General features: G+C 58.2%; 17 protein-coding genes. 11 read left to right on the top strand and 6 right to left on the bottom strand.

The window, feature by feature from the left end; translation table 11 throughout:
- Positions 1 to 339: 339 nt before the first annotated feature.
- A complete protein-coding gene (locus P0D70_RS08925; protein WP_408184155.1) occupies positions 340 to 789 on the bottom strand; it encodes a DUF7380 domain-containing protein in 450 nt (149 codons plus the stop codon).
- Positions 790 to 1,404: 615 nt separating this feature from the next.
- Between P0D70_RS08925 and P0D70_RS08920 the strand changes: the two genes are divergently transcribed.
- Positions 1,405 to 1,542: a hypothetical protein gene (locus P0D70_RS08920; protein WP_408184154.1), complete on the top strand. Its 138-nt coding sequence runs from the start codon at positions 1,405 to 1,407 to the stop codon at positions 1,540 to 1,542.
- Between the two features lie 99 nt (positions 1,543 to 1,641).
- Here the strand turns inward: P0D70_RS08920 and dgt are convergent, their stop codons facing one another.
- The 3 genes from dgt to P0D70_RS08905 all read right to left on the bottom strand — a co-directional run bounded on the left by dgt (position 1,642) and on the right by P0D70_RS08905 (position 4,130).
- Positions 1,642 to 3,048 carry a dGTP triphosphohydrolase gene (dgt, locus tag P0D70_RS08915; protein WP_408184153.1) on the bottom strand — a complete coding sequence of 469 codons (1,407 nt, stop codon included), beginning with the start codon at positions 3,046 to 3,048 and terminating at the stop codon, positions 1,642 to 1,644.
- A gap of 43 nt (positions 3,049 to 3,091) precedes the next feature.
- Positions 3,092 to 3,280, bottom strand: a complete 189-nt coding sequence (locus P0D70_RS08910) for a hypothetical protein (protein ID WP_408184152.1) — start codon at positions 3,278 to 3,280, stop codon at positions 3,092 to 3,094.
- A 211-nt stretch (positions 3,281 to 3,491) separates the two neighbouring features.
- Positions 3,492 to 4,130 carry an HAD family hydrolase gene (locus P0D70_RS08905; protein WP_408184151.1) on the bottom strand — a complete coding sequence of 213 codons (639 nt, stop codon included), beginning with the start codon at positions 4,128 to 4,130 and terminating at the stop codon, positions 3,492 to 3,494.
- Positions 4,131 to 4,686: 556 nt separating this feature from the next.
- On the opposite strand from P0D70_RS08905, the gene P0D70_RS08900 reads away from it, so the two are divergent.
- The 4 genes from P0D70_RS08900 (at position 4,687) to P0D70_RS08885 (ending at position 9,202) form a co-directional block, all read left to right on the top strand.
- Positions 4,687 to 5,352: a hypothetical protein gene (locus tag P0D70_RS08900; protein WP_408184150.1), complete on the top strand. Its 666-nt coding sequence runs from the start codon at positions 4,687 to 4,689 to the stop codon at positions 5,350 to 5,352.
- A 747-nt stretch (positions 5,353 to 6,099) separates the two neighbouring features.
- Complete coding sequence (locus tag P0D70_RS08895) at positions 6,100 to 6,786, top strand: hypothetical protein (RefSeq protein ID WP_408184149.1); 687 nt, start codon at positions 6,100 to 6,102, stop codon at positions 6,784 to 6,786.
- Positions 6,787 to 7,197: 411 nt separating this feature from the next.
- Positions 7,198 to 7,989 (top strand): hypothetical protein, encoded by a 792-nt coding sequence (locus P0D70_RS08890; RefSeq protein ID WP_408184148.1) that lies wholly within the window; start codon positions 7,198 to 7,200, stop codon positions 7,987 to 7,989.
- Between the two features lie 454 nt (positions 7,990 to 8,443).
- Positions 8,444 to 9,202 (top strand): hypothetical protein, encoded by a 759-nt coding sequence (locus P0D70_RS08885; protein WP_408184147.1) that lies wholly within the window; start codon positions 8,444 to 8,446, stop codon positions 9,200 to 9,202.
- Here P0D70_RS08885 and P0D70_RS08880 read toward each other — a convergent pair.
- Positions 9,159 to 9,479 carry a hypothetical protein gene (locus P0D70_RS08880; protein ID WP_408184146.1) on the bottom strand — a complete coding sequence of 107 codons (321 nt, stop codon included), beginning with the start codon at positions 9,477 to 9,479 and terminating at the stop codon, positions 9,159 to 9,161. The two genes, P0D70_RS08885 and P0D70_RS08880, sit on opposite strands and share 44 nt — an antisense overlap.
- Before the next feature lie 1,100 nt (positions 9,480 to 10,579).
- Here P0D70_RS08880 and P0D70_RS08875 point away from each other — a divergent pair.
- The 4 genes from P0D70_RS08875 (at position 10,580) to lra1 (ending at position 14,895) form a co-directional block, all read left to right on the top strand.
- On the top strand, positions 10,580 to 11,332 hold the full coding sequence (locus tag P0D70_RS08875; protein WP_408184145.1) for an SDR family NAD(P)-dependent oxidoreductase: 753 nt from the start codon (positions 10,580 to 10,582) through the stop codon (positions 11,330 to 11,332).
- Positions 11,333 to 11,429: 97 nt separating this feature from the next.
- Positions 11,430 to 12,758 (top strand): MFS transporter, encoded by a 1,329-nt coding sequence (locus P0D70_RS08870; protein ID WP_408184144.1) that lies wholly within the window; start codon positions 11,430 to 11,432, stop codon positions 12,756 to 12,758.
- 37 nt (positions 12,759 to 12,795) lie between these two features.
- Complete coding sequence (gene rhmD / locus P0D70_RS08865; RefSeq protein WP_408184143.1) at positions 12,796 to 13,974, top strand: L-rhamnonate dehydratase; 1,179 nt, start codon at positions 12,796 to 12,798, stop codon at positions 13,972 to 13,974.
- Between the two features lie 138 nt (positions 13,975 to 14,112).
- Positions 14,113 to 14,895: an L-rhamnose 1-dehydrogenase Lra1 gene (lra1, locus tag P0D70_RS08860; RefSeq protein ID WP_408184142.1), complete on the top strand. Its 783-nt coding sequence runs from the start codon at positions 14,113 to 14,115 to the stop codon at positions 14,893 to 14,895.
- 15 nt (positions 14,896 to 14,910) lie between these two features.
- Here the strand turns inward: lra1 and P0D70_RS08855 are convergent, their stop codons facing one another.
- Entirely contained in the window at positions 14,911 to 15,912 is a 1,002-nt protein-coding gene (locus P0D70_RS08855; protein WP_091807698.1) for a LysR family transcriptional regulator, read from the bottom strand.
- Between the two features lie 131 nt (positions 15,913 to 16,043).
- Here P0D70_RS08855 and rhaM point away from each other — a divergent pair, with 131 nt between their 5' ends.
- Together rhaM and P0D70_RS08845 are read left to right on the top strand one after the other, a co-directional pair.
- Complete coding sequence (gene rhaM / locus P0D70_RS08850) at positions 16,044 to 16,367, top strand: L-rhamnose mutarotase (protein ID WP_408184141.1); 324 nt, start codon at positions 16,044 to 16,046, stop codon at positions 16,365 to 16,367.
- A 78-nt stretch (positions 16,368 to 16,445) separates the two neighbouring features.
- Positions 16,446 to 17,339 (top strand): amidohydrolase family protein, encoded by an 894-nt coding sequence (locus tag P0D70_RS08845; RefSeq protein ID WP_408184140.1) that lies wholly within the window; start codon positions 16,446 to 16,448, stop codon positions 17,337 to 17,339.
- Positions 17,340 to 17,359: the final 20 nt, after the last annotated feature.

Raw genomic sequence — 17,359 nt, 5'->3', positions numbered from 1 at the left:
TCGAATGGTCTCCGAGCATTATCCAGTAGGAAGCGTGGCATTGGCCATTGCATTGTCAGCTTATGTATTGCCGCATCCGTGTATTCGACGGAGGGCTATCTTTGCCCGCTCTTCGGAAGCCACGCGGAGACGTCCCGGCGATTTTTGAGGCGAGGACGCACTGGAGTTTCAGATGGCGCAATGTTCCCGAATGCGCGATTTTGCCCTTCCGGCTATAACCTCGCTAAAGGCGCGCCTTGCCGTGGCCTCACGCGAGCAGAACGGGCAGAGTATTACGGAAGGCCACCTCACCGGGCTCGAGTATATGCAGGCTGCGAATCCACGCGGAGAACTCGGCCTTCAATCGAGTGGATGGCGCTTCGACCACCTTATCCACTTCATACCGGAAGTCGTGGTGACCCTCATTGCCCGCTTTCGCGTCCAGACGACATCTGCGAGTCTCGCTCTCAACCAGTTGTTGCCAATTTCGAAGGATGCGTCCGCAAAAAACATAACGTCAGCATCGGTGAAATCATCGATATTAGGCGAACGTGACTCGCCCATTACGAGAAACGGCTGATGCGTCGCAGATGGCTTGAGCATCATCGACGACGCTTCTGCCAAGAGCCAAAGCACTTTCGCACGTTTAAACTCTTGATGTTCCAAAGCCTTCTGCGCAGCGACTGCGAGTGCGTTCCAGAGGGCTGAATAATCCGCGTCAGCCACCTCCTTGATTGCTTCCTGCCAACCGCATGTTGCTAGATCATCAAGGCCGACCTCCAAGTCGGAGCGATACCGTTCGTGACTCATGGTTCCCCGTTTGACGCCAATTTGGGAGCAATCGAGAGCAGGTTGCCGGCCGCCTGCGTTGCTGCCGTGATCGCTGTCACGGAGGCGACCATGAGCCTGGAGAAAGTGCGGAGGCCCGAGTTCAGCCGCGGCTTCCGAAGATCGATAAAACTTTGTGCTATAGGCGCTGTAATGTCGATTCGAGTCGCGTAACGGCACGTCGAGGCCGTTAAGGCCCGCTCGTGTCCCTGAAACCTCCTCGGAGACACGCATGAAACTTCTCGAGCTTGGCGACCTTGCCGCGCTACTTGGCCGCAGCCCTGAAACGAGTCGAAAAGACATTCGCCGCAAGCCGTCGGCAGTACCGCCGAGATTGCATATCCCGGGCACGCGTTTGCTGCGTTGGCGTGAGTGCGATGTTGACGCGTGGCTATAGAAGCAGTTTCGAACAAATTTAACGTGGCACACGCCCACGATCGCCCACGTGGGACTTCAGGCAACCTTTCGTGCGTAGGGCGGGGTCGCCGCACGCAGCCGCTTTTCCGCCTGCGTGCGTGTGGTATTTGAAAAGAGGTGTTCGCCTTCTGCCACAGTTGCGGATAAATAGTCAGCCCCGTAGGCCTTCGACAGCTGCTCATGAACAATTCTTCTCAGCCACATTTCGAGCGAATCGAGCCGATGTCGGCAGGCAATTCGCAGTTCGTTGAAGCTTCTATCTCTGCTCTCAGTCATAATCAGTTCTCTATTGCTGCAATTTCAGCTTCCGTGCCGTGATGCCGCTCAATTACGTCGGCAACGCAGTTGCGCTGCGTGCGGGGCGTGTTGCTTCGATGCGCCACGTGGCGCACCGGCACCTCAGAAGAATACAGGTGGTTAGAGAGGCTTGAAAATCGACATACCCTTGCCGAACAGGCGGTCGTGCATCTCGGCGGCATAGCGGTCAGTCATGCCGGCAACGAAGTCGCAGACAACACGTGCTTTCGCTGCATCGCTGTCCGCTGTTCGATATTCGACTTGCCAGTCGTCTGGCAGTAAGCGACCACCCGTATCGCTAAACGCCTGGAACAGATCGCGCACGACGTCCTTGCCACGGTGCTCGACTACGGCAAGGCGGGATGAACGGATCACAAGCTGAAAGTTCAGGTGCTTCAGTACCTCGACCCGTAGAAGAGCTTCGCGGCCGAGCATGACTTTGGACAGCTTTGGATATGTTTCGTTGATCTTCACCTCGACAGAGTCGATGAGGGAGCCAACGCGTTGGGCAGTGAACTGATTGCGCGCAAGGGAATTACTTGCCAGCTGTCGGTCGCGCAGCCATGCGTTCGCGCCCGCCCGGAACTTGTTGGCCACACCGGTGTTCGTGGACACACCGTTCTGCGGCTGCAGACCCTTGAACACTTCCTCGATACAGTCGGTAAGCTGGCCAGGATTGTCAAGCGGTTCGTATCCTGAATCTGCGAGTGCCTTGTTTGTCTTGTCGAAAACGGCGAGCGCGATTTCGCCGCGGTTTTCAAGGGCGTCGAACAGCGAGTACGGCGTCACAAATCCAGCGTGCAACGAGTCTTCGAGGTCATACGTCGAGTATGCAATGTCGTCGGCAAGGTCCATGATCGAGCATTCAATCGTCTTGAACTCTCCGACGTAACCCGGTGCAACTGCGTTCTTGACGGCTGCGACCAGTTCCGTCTCGCTGTCATAGTATCCCTTTACCAGGGATGCCCCGTCCCGCCGTTCGAGCGGGATCGGCCGGTCATACTTAAGCACCGCCGCGAGCGCACGCATGGTCAGATTTAGGCCATATGCGTTCGATGGTTCTCCAGTCGGGTTTGTTACCAGCTTCTGTTCAGTTGTGGACACGATCCGCAGTGTCTGTGCATTGCCCTCGAAGCCGCCATGCGCGACCATCAGCTCGTCGAGAGCGGCTTCACCGTTGTGACCAAAGGGCGGATGCCCGAGATCATGAGCCAGCGAGGCAAACTCAACGAGATCGAGGTCGATACCATCACCGAAATGGCGTGCCTCTGGCAGGTGATTCAGGCGGGCGGCAATCCCGCCCGCGATCTGAGCGACCTCGAGCGAGTGCGTCAGCCGATTTCTGAAGAAGTCAGACTCGGAGCCGGGGAAGAGCTGGGTTTTGCCTTGCAGGCGACGAAATGATGGCGCATGCAACAAGCGTGCATAATCTTTCCGGAAGGCAGTGCGGCCAGTTTCCCGGCTGAGATCTACACCGTGATCCCCATTTTGGCGCTTGATATCGTCAGACGAATAGAATTCGAGCATAAAAAAACCGGGCTAGTGCCCGGCTCCTTGAAATCGGTAAAATTTACCTGCGCTTTGCCAGCGTGTAGTCGACGGCGGTAAACGTAGCGTCTTGCTTCAGTTGCACGTCCAATCGGCGGCCGGCCGCCGCGTTTGAACTGTGCTTCTGCACCAACGTGTCGATGTACTTGAAAGCGAGAGTGTCCTGTGTCGCCGCGTTCGCTGGCGGATTGCGATGTTCAGATTGGCTCATGCTGCGCTCCATATCATGCAGGGTTTGATTATATAGCGACCAGCTGCGGGACGGGTTACCGTCTGTGGGATGTGTGGCATTTTGTACCAAGCCTTCCAGAGCGCGGCACCGGATAATGCGGCACGCGCTGGTTGATACCAGCATTCAGACGTGGGCAATCTTGTAGGACCGCTGCCGTCTCGCGCTAAGGACCAAAGGGCGCACGACCAAACTACAGCAGATCCGAGAGCACAGAGTTCAGTGACTGGCCAGCCTTCCTGTCGATGAGCCTTGCGCTCATGCCGAAAGCCCGAGGGCCGTCGATGTCCGCAGCGGGCGTGTCGCCAATGAACAGGACGTCGTGAGCTGCACAGCCCAACTGATCGAGGACGTGTTGATAGATTGCCGGGTCTGGCTTGACCGCGCCGGCTTCATAGCTCCACGCATAGGCGTCCATCATGGGTAGCAGAGCTTTCGCCGCATCGCCGTAGGGAGACGCGAGGTTCGAACAGATGCCCACGCGCACACCGGCGTCGCGCAGCAGAGCAACGCTCATCACCGTGTCGGGGAACAGGCGTAGTGAGTTGACCTCGTCCTCCAGTGCCCGCTGTGCCGTGGCAAGTAGGTCGTCCGGCAGCTCGACGCCAAACAATGTGCCGACGTCGCTGAGTGGCGCCGGCCGGGACATGAGCCGGGCCGCATCGTCGGGCAGCGGCCGCCGGCCTGCGTCGCGCATCCACTGCATCAGTAGGCGGTACGGTGAGCGGCGATCGCCGATCTGCAATAGCGTGCCGAACAGGTCGAAAACGACTGCGTAAAAGGCAAGCCGAGATTTGGTTTCAGCGTCAATACGTCGTTCTGGATTGGTCACAGCAGACTCGCTTATCAGGGCGGGTAGCATGGCTGCTCTGGTGGCACGTCCTATGTTGGATTATATGCAAGTGCGGTAATGGCGCGAGGCGGGAAGCCCCCTGCGACGACCGAGTCAGTGCTCGCGCGCCGCACGTGTTTATAAAGAGCACCGAGCAGTTTTGACGACTGCCCGCTCGGCTCAGCGGCCGTACCGACGCAGCAGAGCGAGGTGCTGTTGATGTTCAATGTGCTTACCTGCGGACCAGCAGGGTGGGCTCGCATAGGAAACACGTGTGGAGAATTGAAGTGATTGGTTGTCTTTGTTCCTGCGCGATCAGTGCATCTGATCCGCACGAAGCCCGAAATACCGTGACCTTCAGCGCCGGGAGGACGTCAACAACCAGCGTGACCTGAAATTTCAGTTGAATCCAGCTTTGATGCCGGTGGCTATAGGTGAAGCAGCGTTGTTTGTGCGTTTTGTCGAAGACAGGCGCATAGCATCGCCGCACCACGGCCAACGGGCGCGCAGACCTCTTCGTCGGTGTAGCTCACATCACACACAGGAAACAGTAGAAATGAAAGGCGCTCAATCACCCGTGTCGAATGACTTCGGCATGTTCACCATCGGCTCCGTGTCGTCCGTTCGGGAGTTTCGAACTGACTCGAAGTTGGCTAAAACGTTGCCGGCAGATTTCCCGGTTCTGACGTGTCTGCTTGAGCAGGCGGACCCCACGTCGTTCCAGAAGTCGCCGCCGCAAGTCGCATGCGGGTTCGGAAGCATTCCGCTCGCCGGTGACCAGATTATGACCATTCGTCTTCAAATCGGTGGAACGCAGGTATATTGGCTTGCCGACATGACGGACCCAGAGGTGTGGTCAACCATCGACACCTGGACCGTAGCGGAAAAACTCCCGTTCGCACTGGAATTCGCTGCCGGCAAAAAGCGGAACTGTCTTTTTGGAATCGTCGATATCCCCCGCAAGGACCTGAATATCAATCGCTTCCGGTTCAACGCGGGAAAAGAAATGCCGGACGGAATCTGGGACGAGCTTGCGGAACTGGCGGCCAGCGGCGTTATGCAAATTCAGGCGACCTCGGACATCCCGGGCATTCGTTTGCGGCAGGTATGCGTCAACGTGCTGATGACGCAGCGACTGCGGGCTTTCACCAAGGCGAATCCTTTTGCCGACAAGCCTGTGTTCGCTACTGCTGGCAGCAGCGGGGCGGCGCACGTTCACTAAAATATTGATTAATGGATGCGCGACCGTTGGTTCGCGCATCTTTTCTGAATGTAATCGGCGCAAGCGTCGCGGGTAGGGCGCTCAGGGCGTACCATACGCAAATATCAAAGAATTCGGCTATTCAGAATAATAAAGTGTGGAACCGCTCTCGGCGTATAAAGCCGCTGCCTAGATTGCACATCCCTGTCCCCGATGTGCCCACCCCTTGCCGAGAAAGTCAGCCACTGCGTCGATTGCACGCAGTTACCTCCTCAAAGTCGCACCGGAAGTCAATCCGGGCAAGCTTGCTGCGCTCACGGCCCTGAGTTCGGAATGGACGCGCACGGCTGGCGTGGCATTCCACTGGTACCGTTCCTTCTAATGCGCACGAATTTGTTTGCGCCGTTGGTCTTCGCAGGGCGAACGGTTGCCTGTACTGGGAGGGAAGTGCGGGCGCCAGCACTAGCCGCGCAGTTCACACTCCGCCGCCGTAGGTGATGCGAACCGATTCACCCTGCTATCGCCGGTGTTCGGCCGAACGGCACCATGAGCTTGATGATCGCATCACCACGCTGCAGTAGTGCTCACGAAGCAGACGCTCGTCTGAAGTTTCAGTTGTGTCAAGTTTTGATGCGGGTGGCTATATGTGAAACAGCGGTGTTCTCGCTCCTTGTCGAAGACGGGTGCGTAGCATCGCAACGCCACGGCCAACGGGCGCGCGGACGTTTTCGTCCGCGTAGCTCACATCACAAACAGGAACAGTAAAAAATGAAAGATGTTCAATCAGTCGTTTCTGATGAATTCGACGTACCAATTGTCGGCTCCCTATCGTCGGTCTGTGAGTTCAGGGCTGAATCGAAGTTGGCCAAAACTTTGCCGGCAAACTTGCCGGTTTTGACGTGCATCCTTGACCAGGTGCAATACTCGACGCTTGTAAGGTCGTCTCATTGCGTTGGCTTCGGCATGGGAAGGGTTCCCTTGCGCGTTTCGGAAGAGCAGTTAGTTAACGACCGGATTATGGCCATTCGTATTCAAATCGGTGGAACTCAAGTGCATTGGCTCGCCGACCTCACCGACCCCGAACTACAGTCTTCGATTGACGCGTGGGCCTCCGCGGAGAAACTTCCGTTTGCTTTAACGATTGTTTCCCGCAAAACCCAGAAGTGTTTCTTCGGAATGGTTGATTTTCTACCGACGGAAATTCCTCTTAACCAATTTCGGTTTGATGCGGGTGAAGAAATGTCGAGGAGAGTCTGGGACAAAACGGTATGGCTAGCGACGTGCGGCATCCCACAGATGGCGGCGACCACTGATATTCCGCGAGTTGCTTTGAAGCGTGTGTTTGTTAACGTACTGATGACGAGCCGGCTGCAAGCGTTTGCTAAGGCGATACGGTGCGCAGAGACCTCTGTGTTCACTCGCGAAAGTGCTGATGGCGCGAATGAATTCCATTAAGTCTTGATTGAAATGATGCGCGGGCGAACGGCTCGCGCATTGTCTCTAGAGCTATCCCCGTATTTCGCAGGCCTCTCAGCACGCAGAAGGAACGGGTTTCCTCCTGGCCGCGGCGGCAACGTCGCGCCCCTCAGCGGGGACAACCGCTTGCCCTGTGACGACAATCTGCATGAGCAGATTTGTGCACGCTGAATTGACGTCCCCCCGCACTGAAGGACGGGGTATCTGGGTGGTTCAGGATGAACGGTATAAACCGATCGACTATAGGTGACTCCCCGCGCCTGCGCACGGCCGCGGTGGACGCGGTGCTTGGCGATTCCAGTCGGCGTAGCCGTCGCGCCACTGCGAAGGATTGCAACGCGAGTATCAATTTTCCTGTACGGAACATATTTTTGAAGGACAGAGTTGACCATGGAGAATCTAGCACCCGCCAACGGCGCATCGCTCTTGCCGGAAGCAGGTATCAGCGAGGCTTCGCCCAGCCTATCGAACCGAGACTCGGGTGAATCGCTCAGTCGCTTTCAGCCAACTGACTCTACAGTTGTCGCTAGCATGCGAGCACTCCTTCATGACGCGCATCCTCACCTCGTAACCTCAACCGGGTTCGGCCTTCTGTTTCCGGGACAGTCTTTCGCAAATGATCCGGAGGTGAGTGATATCCCGCCGGACTCCGCTATTCTGTTTGCAAACGTTGAGCCTTCTGAAGTCAAGCGGCCTGACGGGAGCACCATGCGCTGTACATTCTCCTCGGGATGCTTCGAGGAGGGCGGTCGGGCCTTCATGGACCTGACGCTGGAAGTGGGGGACGCGCAAGTCAACTGGCTAGCTGATGCAGAGGATGAGGGTATATGGAAAGCACTTGAGTCGTGGCAGCGCGCAGGAAGAGTCTTCATTGGTCTAAAGGGGCGCGAGCACAGCGTCATTCTCCGGGTTCCGTTTGTTCTGTCTCAGTGTGAAATGCGCAGACCGCATGAACGCGTCGACGTTGCGAACGAGACCGAACGAGACCATTTTTTCTTGCACTTTGCGGCCCAAATCGCCGACAGCGGAATAATGCATTTCGTTCCACCGCGAGTCTCCGAAGGCGCTTGCTTGAAATATGTCTCGGTAACTGTCCTGCTCACGAAGCGCATGGTGAAGATGGTGGACCGCGACGTGCTGTTCAGGGAACTGGATTCATTGAGTGCTCATCTGCGGTTCTGATTGCAAGCTGAGTAGACTTCACGCAGGTTGATTCATAAAAAGCGCGGCCCGAACGTCCGCGTTTTTTGTTGATCTTTTTCTGTATCCTTCATTCGGTATTCGTCGCTCGGTGGCTTCACGGGTGCCGTCGCTCATAACATGCACCGTGTCTCGGCATGTCACGGGAGCTCTAATAATTAGCGCTCTTGTCCATCATAGAAAGCTTCCAAAGCGCGCTTTCGGCTCGCTCATCCGACCGCGATAGCTTTCCAAAAGCGGCTCATAGTCCTTCTGAGACGAGTCAGATAAAGCTCCAATCCTTCCGGCATAATGATGTCTGGCGAGGCCAAAGGTGCCGACAAATGGGTATTTTCGGTGGACTATGTCCGAGACCTGAGTGCGACGAGCAGAAGGTTCCGTAGGGTCGGCAAGCTTCATACCGAAAAGGTTTTTATTTTCGTGAGAGTGCGTTGAGATGGCTGAGTTGAAGCATTCGATTGCCGTTTACTATGATGAAGAAGATCGCCGCCAGACAATACGTGCCGACGATCTCGTAAAGCAAGACGTCCGGGTCCTCGCGCAGGGTCAACTCCTATATGATGAGAGTGAGCAGGTCCGAGTGCATGTCCGACCTTCGTCGACAGGGACGCTGCACTTTTATGCGCCGGACAGCGATGGAGCTAGAGTGTTCCAAGGCGAGAAATCGGATCCTGTGCACAACGATCGGGTGGACAAAACATTTCGGGAGTTACGGCGGCTCGGGAGATGGGACCTGCAGCTGAAGAAAAAGGTCAAGGGTGAGATCGTATTCTCGGTTATCGAAACGTTGCCGCCATATATTTGGGACAAGGAAGTCCACCGGATTTGCGCCCCAAAGACCATCGTTCGGCATGACCTGTTTGGTCAAAGTCCTGCGGTTGCAATGTCCATCCGACGCCCATGGATAGCAGTTGAAACAATCCATACTCACTTCCCGGAGGAGCCAGCTTTTGCGGCAATGCTTGAGCTTAGCTCCCGGACTCCAGCACGGTTCTTCTTCGACCTTGTATCCCATCCAACTCACCTTTGGGTTGACGCCAAAAAAGGGGTTTTCGTGTTCTCGAATTGGGTTTTTCACATTTTCGACGGCAAGGTCTGGCAAGGCGATATCGCTCGTAATATTTTGACTTCGCTAGATTTGAAGGCCGCTGTCAAGCAGATGGATGACGATTTCGAGAGATGGAGGAGCCGGTGATAGCTGATGCGGCCACATCAAGGCCTTGCTGAAGTGGGTTGTATCCGATGTGTGGACTGTTTTCCGCGCGCGCGTACAGTCGGTCCCAGTCTGCCGCGCTCAAATCGACGTCGCCAAATATAGCGATGCAATGGGCCAGGCAGGTCGCCTGATGCTGGCGGTGCAGGGCGCGCTCGTGGAACGATTCCTGTACCTCGACCGTCGCCGGCAACCTTGATTTGTTGACGAACGTTTCAATGGATTGGATTTTTTGTTGATAAAGGGTGGTGAGTTTCATTTGCGCGGTCGCTGATTGTTCGATTCATATAGCCACGATGCGCCGGGCGTCTTCGATGACTATTGTCGTGATGGCACAAGTTGACTGAAGGAGCTCCAGCTTTCGGATGGGTCAAAACTGCCGCGTCAAGTCACGTCCATTTACGTCCAGTCGATTGCGCTGCTGCGAAGACCAAGTGCCGCTCTCTTGATCGCATGGAGGACGCGGCTGATACAAATGAGGCGCGGGTGGGTCGCCCTTGTCGGGGCCCATAGCAAAGAATCGATCACAGATGCCAGCAAAAAATCAGGCTCTGAGGAGCAGTTAGACCGTCCGCGCTGACAGCCGAGCCGTTGCTTGCATCCCGTGGCGTGGAGGAGTGGGCCTAGCCGGCGAAATATGCTGTAACCCACGATGTTGAGTGGATGCTGGCATCTGCGCGCTTTCAACCCGTGGAACGAAATTGGTAGCCGCTTCAGGACTTCCATAGATAATCTCCGCAGTAGGCTCGATGACAGTTGCTTATCAGCCGCCCTCGCAGCTATTTGGGTGTTTGGATAGAAAATCCATAGAAATCAGTACGTTAGGGGCTGATTTCTCAGGCCAGATTTGTTTGCAAATCTCAATTTCGTGGGCCAGATCTGATTGCAAGCAGAGCGGGTAAGTGTTTGATTTGTAAGGAAGTCGTTTTTCGGGAAGCTCCACCAGCGTCATAAACTTCGTTCTTGTAAAAATTTCAACGCGACTTTGGTGAGAGTGTGGTGCGTAATAGGCGTGAGCCACTTTTGGAATCGGACCCGCACTGGACGGGGTTTGGCCGACGTCAGGCCACTTTTGATTACAAATGCGAATGACAGACTAGCGGAGCTACGCCAGTTTCGATTACGAGAAAATCTCAGGACAAGTTTATTTACCCAAGACAGGTTTGATTTACGAAGAACCAGTGCCGACTGGTTCGCTGCACCGCACACGCCTCCCGATCCACTTTTGTTATCACCTGCTCCAATACTCGGATTGTTAGCGCATCGCGCCGCTCGTATATTGGCTGGGCCAGCAGCACAGACAGCCGGATACAACAACACAAAGGCATGCCGTTCAGGCCTGCCAACAGGAGCACAGCGATGAATCGAATCGATCTGGAGGGGCGCGTAGTCGCCATTACCGGCGGCGCGCGTGGTATCGGCTACGCAGTGGCGCAGCGGGCACTCAACTCGGGCGCGTCGGTCGCGCTATGGGATGTGGACGCCGAACGTCTTGCCCGCAGTCAGCGTGAGCTGAGCGAATTGGGCAAAGTCACCGCGATCTCAGTCGAACTGACACAGGAAGCTGCCGTTGCACAGGCCGTGGCGCAAACCGTTGCCGATCACGGGGCGATCGACGTGTTGATCAATTGCGCCGGCATCACCGGCGGCAATGGCGCCACGTGGGAACTGGAACCCGACATCTGGCGCCGCGTGATCGATGTCAACCTGATCGGCCCGTATCTGACCTGCCGCGCGGTCGTGCCGCAAATGCTCAAGCAGGGCTATGGCCGGATCGTCAATATCGCCTCGGTGGCGGGTAAGGAGGGCAACCCTAACGCCTCGCACTACAGCGCCTCCAAGGCCGGACTCATCGGCTTGACCAAATCGCTCGGCAAAGAACTCGCGACGAAGAACATTCTCGTCAATGCGGTCACGCCCGCCGCGGCTAAAACCGAGATCTTCGATTCGATGTCGCAGCAACACATCGACTACATGCTTTCGAAGATTCCCATGAACCGCTTCCTGTTGCCCGAAGAAGCGGCGTCGTTGATTCTGTGGCTCTCGTCCGAGGACTGCGCGTTCAGTACCGCTTCCGTATTCGACCTGTCCGGCGGCCGCGCAACCTACTGAGCCGGCGCGGCGTCGCACCTGCGTTAGCACGGTAGCGCTACACAAGAAAAGAAACCCGCAGAGCCGCCACCCGCGCGTGCTCTGCGAAGGAGACGACATGGACCCGCATGCGCCCGTTTCACTCGAGGCGATCAACGGCAAGGTAATGCGCCGGCTACTGCCGTTTCTACTGCTGATGTATGTGCTGGCGTTCCTCGATCGCGCCAACATTGGTTTCGCGCAAAAGGCTTTGCAGCACGACACAGGTTTGTCGAATGCGGCGTTTGCCTTCGGTGCGGGCGTGTTTTTCGTCGGCTATGCATTGTTCGAAGTCCCGAGCAATCTGCTGTTGCATCGGGTCGGCGCGCGCGCCTGGATGTGCCGGATCATGGTGACATGGGGGCTCGTGTCGGCCGCGATGAGCCTCGCGCATACGCCGAGCGCGTTCTATACGCTACGGTTTCTGCTCGGCGTCGCCGAGGCGGGTTTCTTTCCGGGCGTGATCTATTACCTCACCCACTGGTTTCCGCAGTCGTCCCGGGCGCGTGCGGTGGGCGTGTTTTATTTCGGCGCGCCGCTGGCGTTTATTTTGGGCAGCCCGTTGTCGGGGTCGCTGCTCGAATTGCATGGCGCGCTGGGTCTTGCCGGCTGGCAATGGCTCTTTCTGGTGGAGGGCGTGCTGGCTTCGCTGGTGGGCGTGTGGGCGTTCTGGTATCTCGACAATCGCCCCGAAGACGCGCGTTGGCTCGAACCGCAGGAGCGCGCCACCTTGCGTAGCGCACTCGAGGACGATGCGCGTGTCGCGTCCGCGCACGGCCCGCATAACATTCTGGCCGCCCTGGTGGACCGGCGTGTGTTGCTGCTGTCGGCGATCTATCTGCTGATCCAGATGAGTGTGTATGGCGTGATTTTTTATCTGCCGCAACAGGTGGCGGCGTTCCTTGGAACGACGGTCGGCTTGCGTGTGGGTCTCGTCGCGGCGCTGCCATGGCTGTGTGCGCTGGCTGTGACGTGGTACGTGCCGCGCCGCGCGGATCGCACCGGTGGGCATCGGCGTTGGGCGGTGGCGTTGCTGATCGTCGCCGGGCTCGGCATTGGTGTGTCCGGACTCGCGAGCAGTCCGTCCATCGGCTTACTCGCGCTGTGTTGTGCCGCGAGCGGTTTCATTGCCGCGCAGCCGCTTTTCTGGACGTTTCCCACGCGTCACCTCACAGGCGCGGCCGCGGCGGGCGGTATCGCGTTGATCAATTCACTCGGCGGGCTCGGCGGTTTCATTGCGCCGAGCTTGCGCACCGCGGCGGAACATGCGTTTTCGTCGAAGTCGGCGGGATTGGTCGTGCTGGGCATGTCGAGTCTGCTCGCCGCGCTTTTGATCGGCACGCTATTGCGCCGCGACGCCGCCCATCCGGGCGCAACTTTCAAAACCTTACTGCATCGCGCCCGCTAGGCGCTCGCTCGACGCACTCATAACGGAGCCTCCATACATGGCCATGCCTACCATTCGGCACGTGCGTGCCTTCATCGTCCGCGGCGGCGGTGCGGATTATCACGACCAACCCGGCGGACACTGGATCGACGATCACATCTCCACGCCGATGGCGCGTTATCCGGAGTATCGCCAGAGCCGCCAGTCATTCGGTATCAATGTGCTGGGCACGCTCGTGGTGGAGATCGAAGCGAGCGACGGCACCGTGGGTTTTGCGGTGACGACGGGTGGCGAGATCGGCGCGTTCATCGTCGAGAAACATCTCGCGCGTTTTCTCGAAGGGCAACTCGTTACCGACATCGAGAAAATGTGGGATCAGATGTACTTCTCGACTCTGTATTACGGTCGCAAAGGGGTCGTGCTGAATACGATCTCGGGTGTTGATCTCGCGTTGTGGGATCTGCTCGCGAAAGTGCGCAAGGAGCCGGTGTACCAGCTATTGGGCGGTCCGGTACGCGACGAGCTGGTGTTCTATGCGACCGGCGCGCGGCCCGATCTGGCGAAGGAGATGGGATTCATCGGCGGCAAGCTGCCGTTGCAGCACGGTCCCGCCGAAGGCGAAGCAGGTCTCAAAAAGAATCTGGAAAAGCTCGAGGACATGCGCAGCCGGGTGGGCGACGACTTCTGGCTGATGTACGACTGCTGGATGAGCCTCGACGTGCCGTATGCCACGCGGCTCGCGCAAGCGGCGCACGAGTATGGCCTGAAATGGATCGAAGAGTGCCTGCCGCCCGACGACTACTGGGGTTACGCCGAACTGCGCCGCAATGTGCCACGCGGCATGATGGTGTCGACCGGCGAACACGAAGCAACGCGCTGGGGCTTTCGCATGTTGCTGGAGATGCAATGCTGCGATCTGATTCAACCGGATGTCGGCTGGTGCGGCGGCATTACCGAGTTGATCAAGATCTCCGCGCTAGCGGATGCCCACAATGTGATGGTCGTGCCGCACGGTTCGTCGGTGTATAGCTATCACTTCGTGGTGACGCGGCACAACTCGCCGTTTGCCGAGTTTCTGATGATGGCGCCCAAAGCCGACGAAGTCGTGCCGATGTTCACGCCACTGTTGCTCGATGAACCCGTGCCCGTGAACGGGCGCATGAAAGTGCCGGACGCGCCAGGCTTCGGCGTGAGGCTGAATCCGGAATGCGCGTTGGTGCGGCCTTACGCGCGTTGAGTTCGCGTTGAGTTCGCGCTGAGTTCGCGATGAGTTCACGATGAGTTCACGATGCGTGCGTGTTGATCACTTGTTGTCGGGTCGAGCCGCGCCGTGCGCGTCGCCCGTCGCAAATTCGAACCCTGAAAGGAGAATGACGTGCTGCTCAAGGACAAGGTCGTGATCGTCACCGGCGGGTCGCGTGGCATCGGCCGCGCGATAGCCGTTGCGTGCGCAACCGAAGGCGCGGACGTGGCGATCAACTACTGGGGCGACAACGACGCATCGTATGGACGCCGTTCCGCCGTTGCGGAAGTGGTCGGTGAAATCGAGGCGCTGGGGCGGCGCGTGATTGCGATCGAAGGCAACGTCGCCGCGCGCGAAACCGGTCAGCAACTGGTGCGCCAAACGGTCGAGGCGTTCGGCAAAGTCGACGTGCTGGCCAGCAACGCGGGCATCTGTCCGTTTCATGCTTTTCTCGACATGCCGCCGGAAGTACTCGAATCGACGGTGGCGGTCAATCTGAACGGCGCATTCTATGTAACGCAAGCCGCCGCGCAACAGATGAAAGCGCAGGGCACGGGCGGCGCGATCGTGGCGACGAGTTCGATCAGCGCGCTGGTGGGCGGCGGCATGCAGACGCATTACACGCCGACCAAAGCGGGCGTGCATTCGTTGATGCAATCCTGCGCGGTCGCATTGGGACCCTACGGCATTCGCTGCAACTCGGTGATGCCCGGCACCATCGCCACCGATCTGAACGCTGAAGACCTCGCCGACGAAGCCAAAAAAGCCTACTTCGAAAAACGCATCCCGCTCGGCAGACTGGGCCGCCCGGAAGATGTCGCCGATTGCGTGACGTTCCTCGCCTCCGACCGCGCGCGCTATGTGACGGGCGCTGCGCTGCTGGTGGACGGCGGCCTTTTCGTCAACCTGCAATAACGCGCGATGCCGATTTCAGTTCACCGGAGCCGAAGCCGCGACCAGGGAGTCAGATGCGGCCGCGGCGGTGTCGTCGCGTTTGAGTTTGTGCGAGAAACCGCGCAACAGGTCGATGAAACGCAGCGCCGGTTCTGCGAGCGGTTCTTCCTTGCGCGTGAGAATGCCGAAGCCCGAAAGACTCTTGCCGATTTCGAGCGGCAACGCAACCAGCAGTTTGCCGCGCAAATGATCGCGCACCACCGACTCGGGCAGCATGGCCACCGCATCGTAATTCTCGAGCAATTGCAGCGTAGCGAAGATCGACGCGCATTCGGTCAGATTCACCGGCGTGGCCAGTCCCGCGCGCGCCAGTTCCTCTTCGAACAGCACGCGCGCCGGACTGGTGACGGGCTGCGCCACCCACGGCCAGTCGATCAGCTCACGCAAGCTGACGCGCGCGCGCTGCGCGAGCGGATGCACCGCACGCACCACGAGCAGCAGCGTTTCGCGCGCGAGCGGCTCGAAACTGAAATCGTTGTGTTGCAGCGGGCTGGTCAGGCGCCCGAGCGCCAGATCGACTTCGCGGCGATGCAGCAATTGCACGACCTGGTCACTGGTCTCGCCGAGAATGCGCACGTTCAGCAGCGGGCTTTCGGTTTTCAGCGCGGCGACCGCCATGGCCAGCAGATCGGGCGCGGCGCCCATGATCGCGCCGACCGTCAGTTGGCCGTGACCGCCGCGGCGTTTGACGTCGAGGTCTTCGGCGAAACGGGTCAGTTCCGCCAGCGCACGCCGGGCATAGGCCAGCGTGACGACGCCAAGCGGCGTGGGCGTCATGCCGCGCGCGTTGCGCTCGAACAGCAGAAAGCCGAATGCTTCTTCGATATCGCCGAGCATGCGGCTCGCGCTCGGCTGGGCCACGTTAACGGCCTCGGCGGCCTGATGGAGATTGCGCGCGTCGTCGAGCGCGACGAGCAGCGCGAGGTGCTTGAATTTGAGCCGATTGACGAGTGCGACAGTTGCTGAGTGTTGGCTCATGGGTCGGGTGCGATTCGGTTTGTGGATCGCCCAATCCCAACAACGGATTGAGATGCTATCGACGCAGGAATTATAGTCGCATCAGGCGCTTCTCCGAGAAAGCGCTCCGATACGACGGGAGACAGGCCGCAATGGAAACAATTGCTTTCCGGATGGTGCTCAACCCCGGCATGCGCGAGGAATACGAACGACGTCACGCGCAAATCTGGCCCGAACTGGTTGATGCATTGCACAATGCCGGTGTGCGCGATTACCGGATTTTCTTCGACCCGGACTCGCACCATCTCTTCGCCATGCTGACGCGAAACAACCATCACACCATGGACGAACTGCCGCAGCTCGACGTCATGCGCAAATGGTGGGATTACATGGCTGACATCATGCACACGGCGCCGGATCACACGCCGCTTCAGCAGCCGCTCGAACCGGTCTTTCACCTGAACTCGCTGAGCTGAGCCGACTTGATCTGATTGCCGCTCAGCAGACTTACATGATCTGACTCGAAACGATCTTCACCGGACGGAGGATGTCGCATGCAGGTGGTCGATTCGCATATCCATTTGTGGGATCTGAAAACGCATCGCTATCCGTGGCTGGAAAACCCGGGCGTGTCGTTCGTGGGCGATGCGCGTGACTTGAAGCATGACTACCTGCTGGACGATCTGCTGGGCGAGGCGGGCGATATCGAGGTACTGAAACTGGTGCACGTGGAAGCGAATCACGATCCCGCCGATCCGGTCGAAGAAACGCGCTGGCTGCAATCCATTGCGGATCGCAAGGAATCGCGCGGCATGCCGAACGCGATCGTCGCCGCGGTGGATCTGTCCGCGCCGAATGCGCCGGCCGTGCTCGAAGCGCATGCGTCGTTCGCGAATACGCGTGGTATCCGGCAGATTCTGAACGTGCACGAGAACAAGCTGTTCGATTACGTCGGCCGTCATTTCATGCGCGAGCCGCAATGGCGCGAACACTTCGCGTTGCTGCGCCGTTACGACATGTCGTTCGATCTGCAACTGTATCCGTCACAGATGGAAGAAGCGGCGGCGTTGGCGCGCTCGCATGGCGACACGCAGTTCGTGATCAACCACGCGGGCATGTTCGTGGACCGTAATAGCGTGGCGGGCTATCGCGCCTGGCGCGACGGCATGCGCCTGCTCGCCGGTTGCCGCAATGTCGCGGTGAAGATCAGCGGACTCGCGATGTTCGATCACCAGTGGAGTGTTGAAAGCCTGCGGCCGTATGTGCTCGAAACGATCGATACGTTCGGCGTCGAGCGCGCGATGTTCGCCTCGAATTTTCCCGTCGACCGGCTGTTCGGCTCATACGCGGATTTGTGGCATGCGTATGCATCGATCGTGGATGGCGCGAGCGTCGCCGAGAAAGAGGCGCTGTTTTGCCGTAATGCGGAACGTTGCTACCGCATCTGAAGGGCATTGGAACGCGAAAA

Origin of the sequence: Paraburkholderia sp. RL17-381-BIF-C (assembly GCF_046026435.1) — a bacterium.
Taxonomy (GTDB): Bacteria; Pseudomonadota; Gammaproteobacteria; order Burkholderiales; family Burkholderiaceae; genus Paraburkholderia.
The sequence above is the reverse complement of the archived record's forward strand: the minus strand, read 5'-3'. Positions and strand labels throughout refer to the sequence as shown.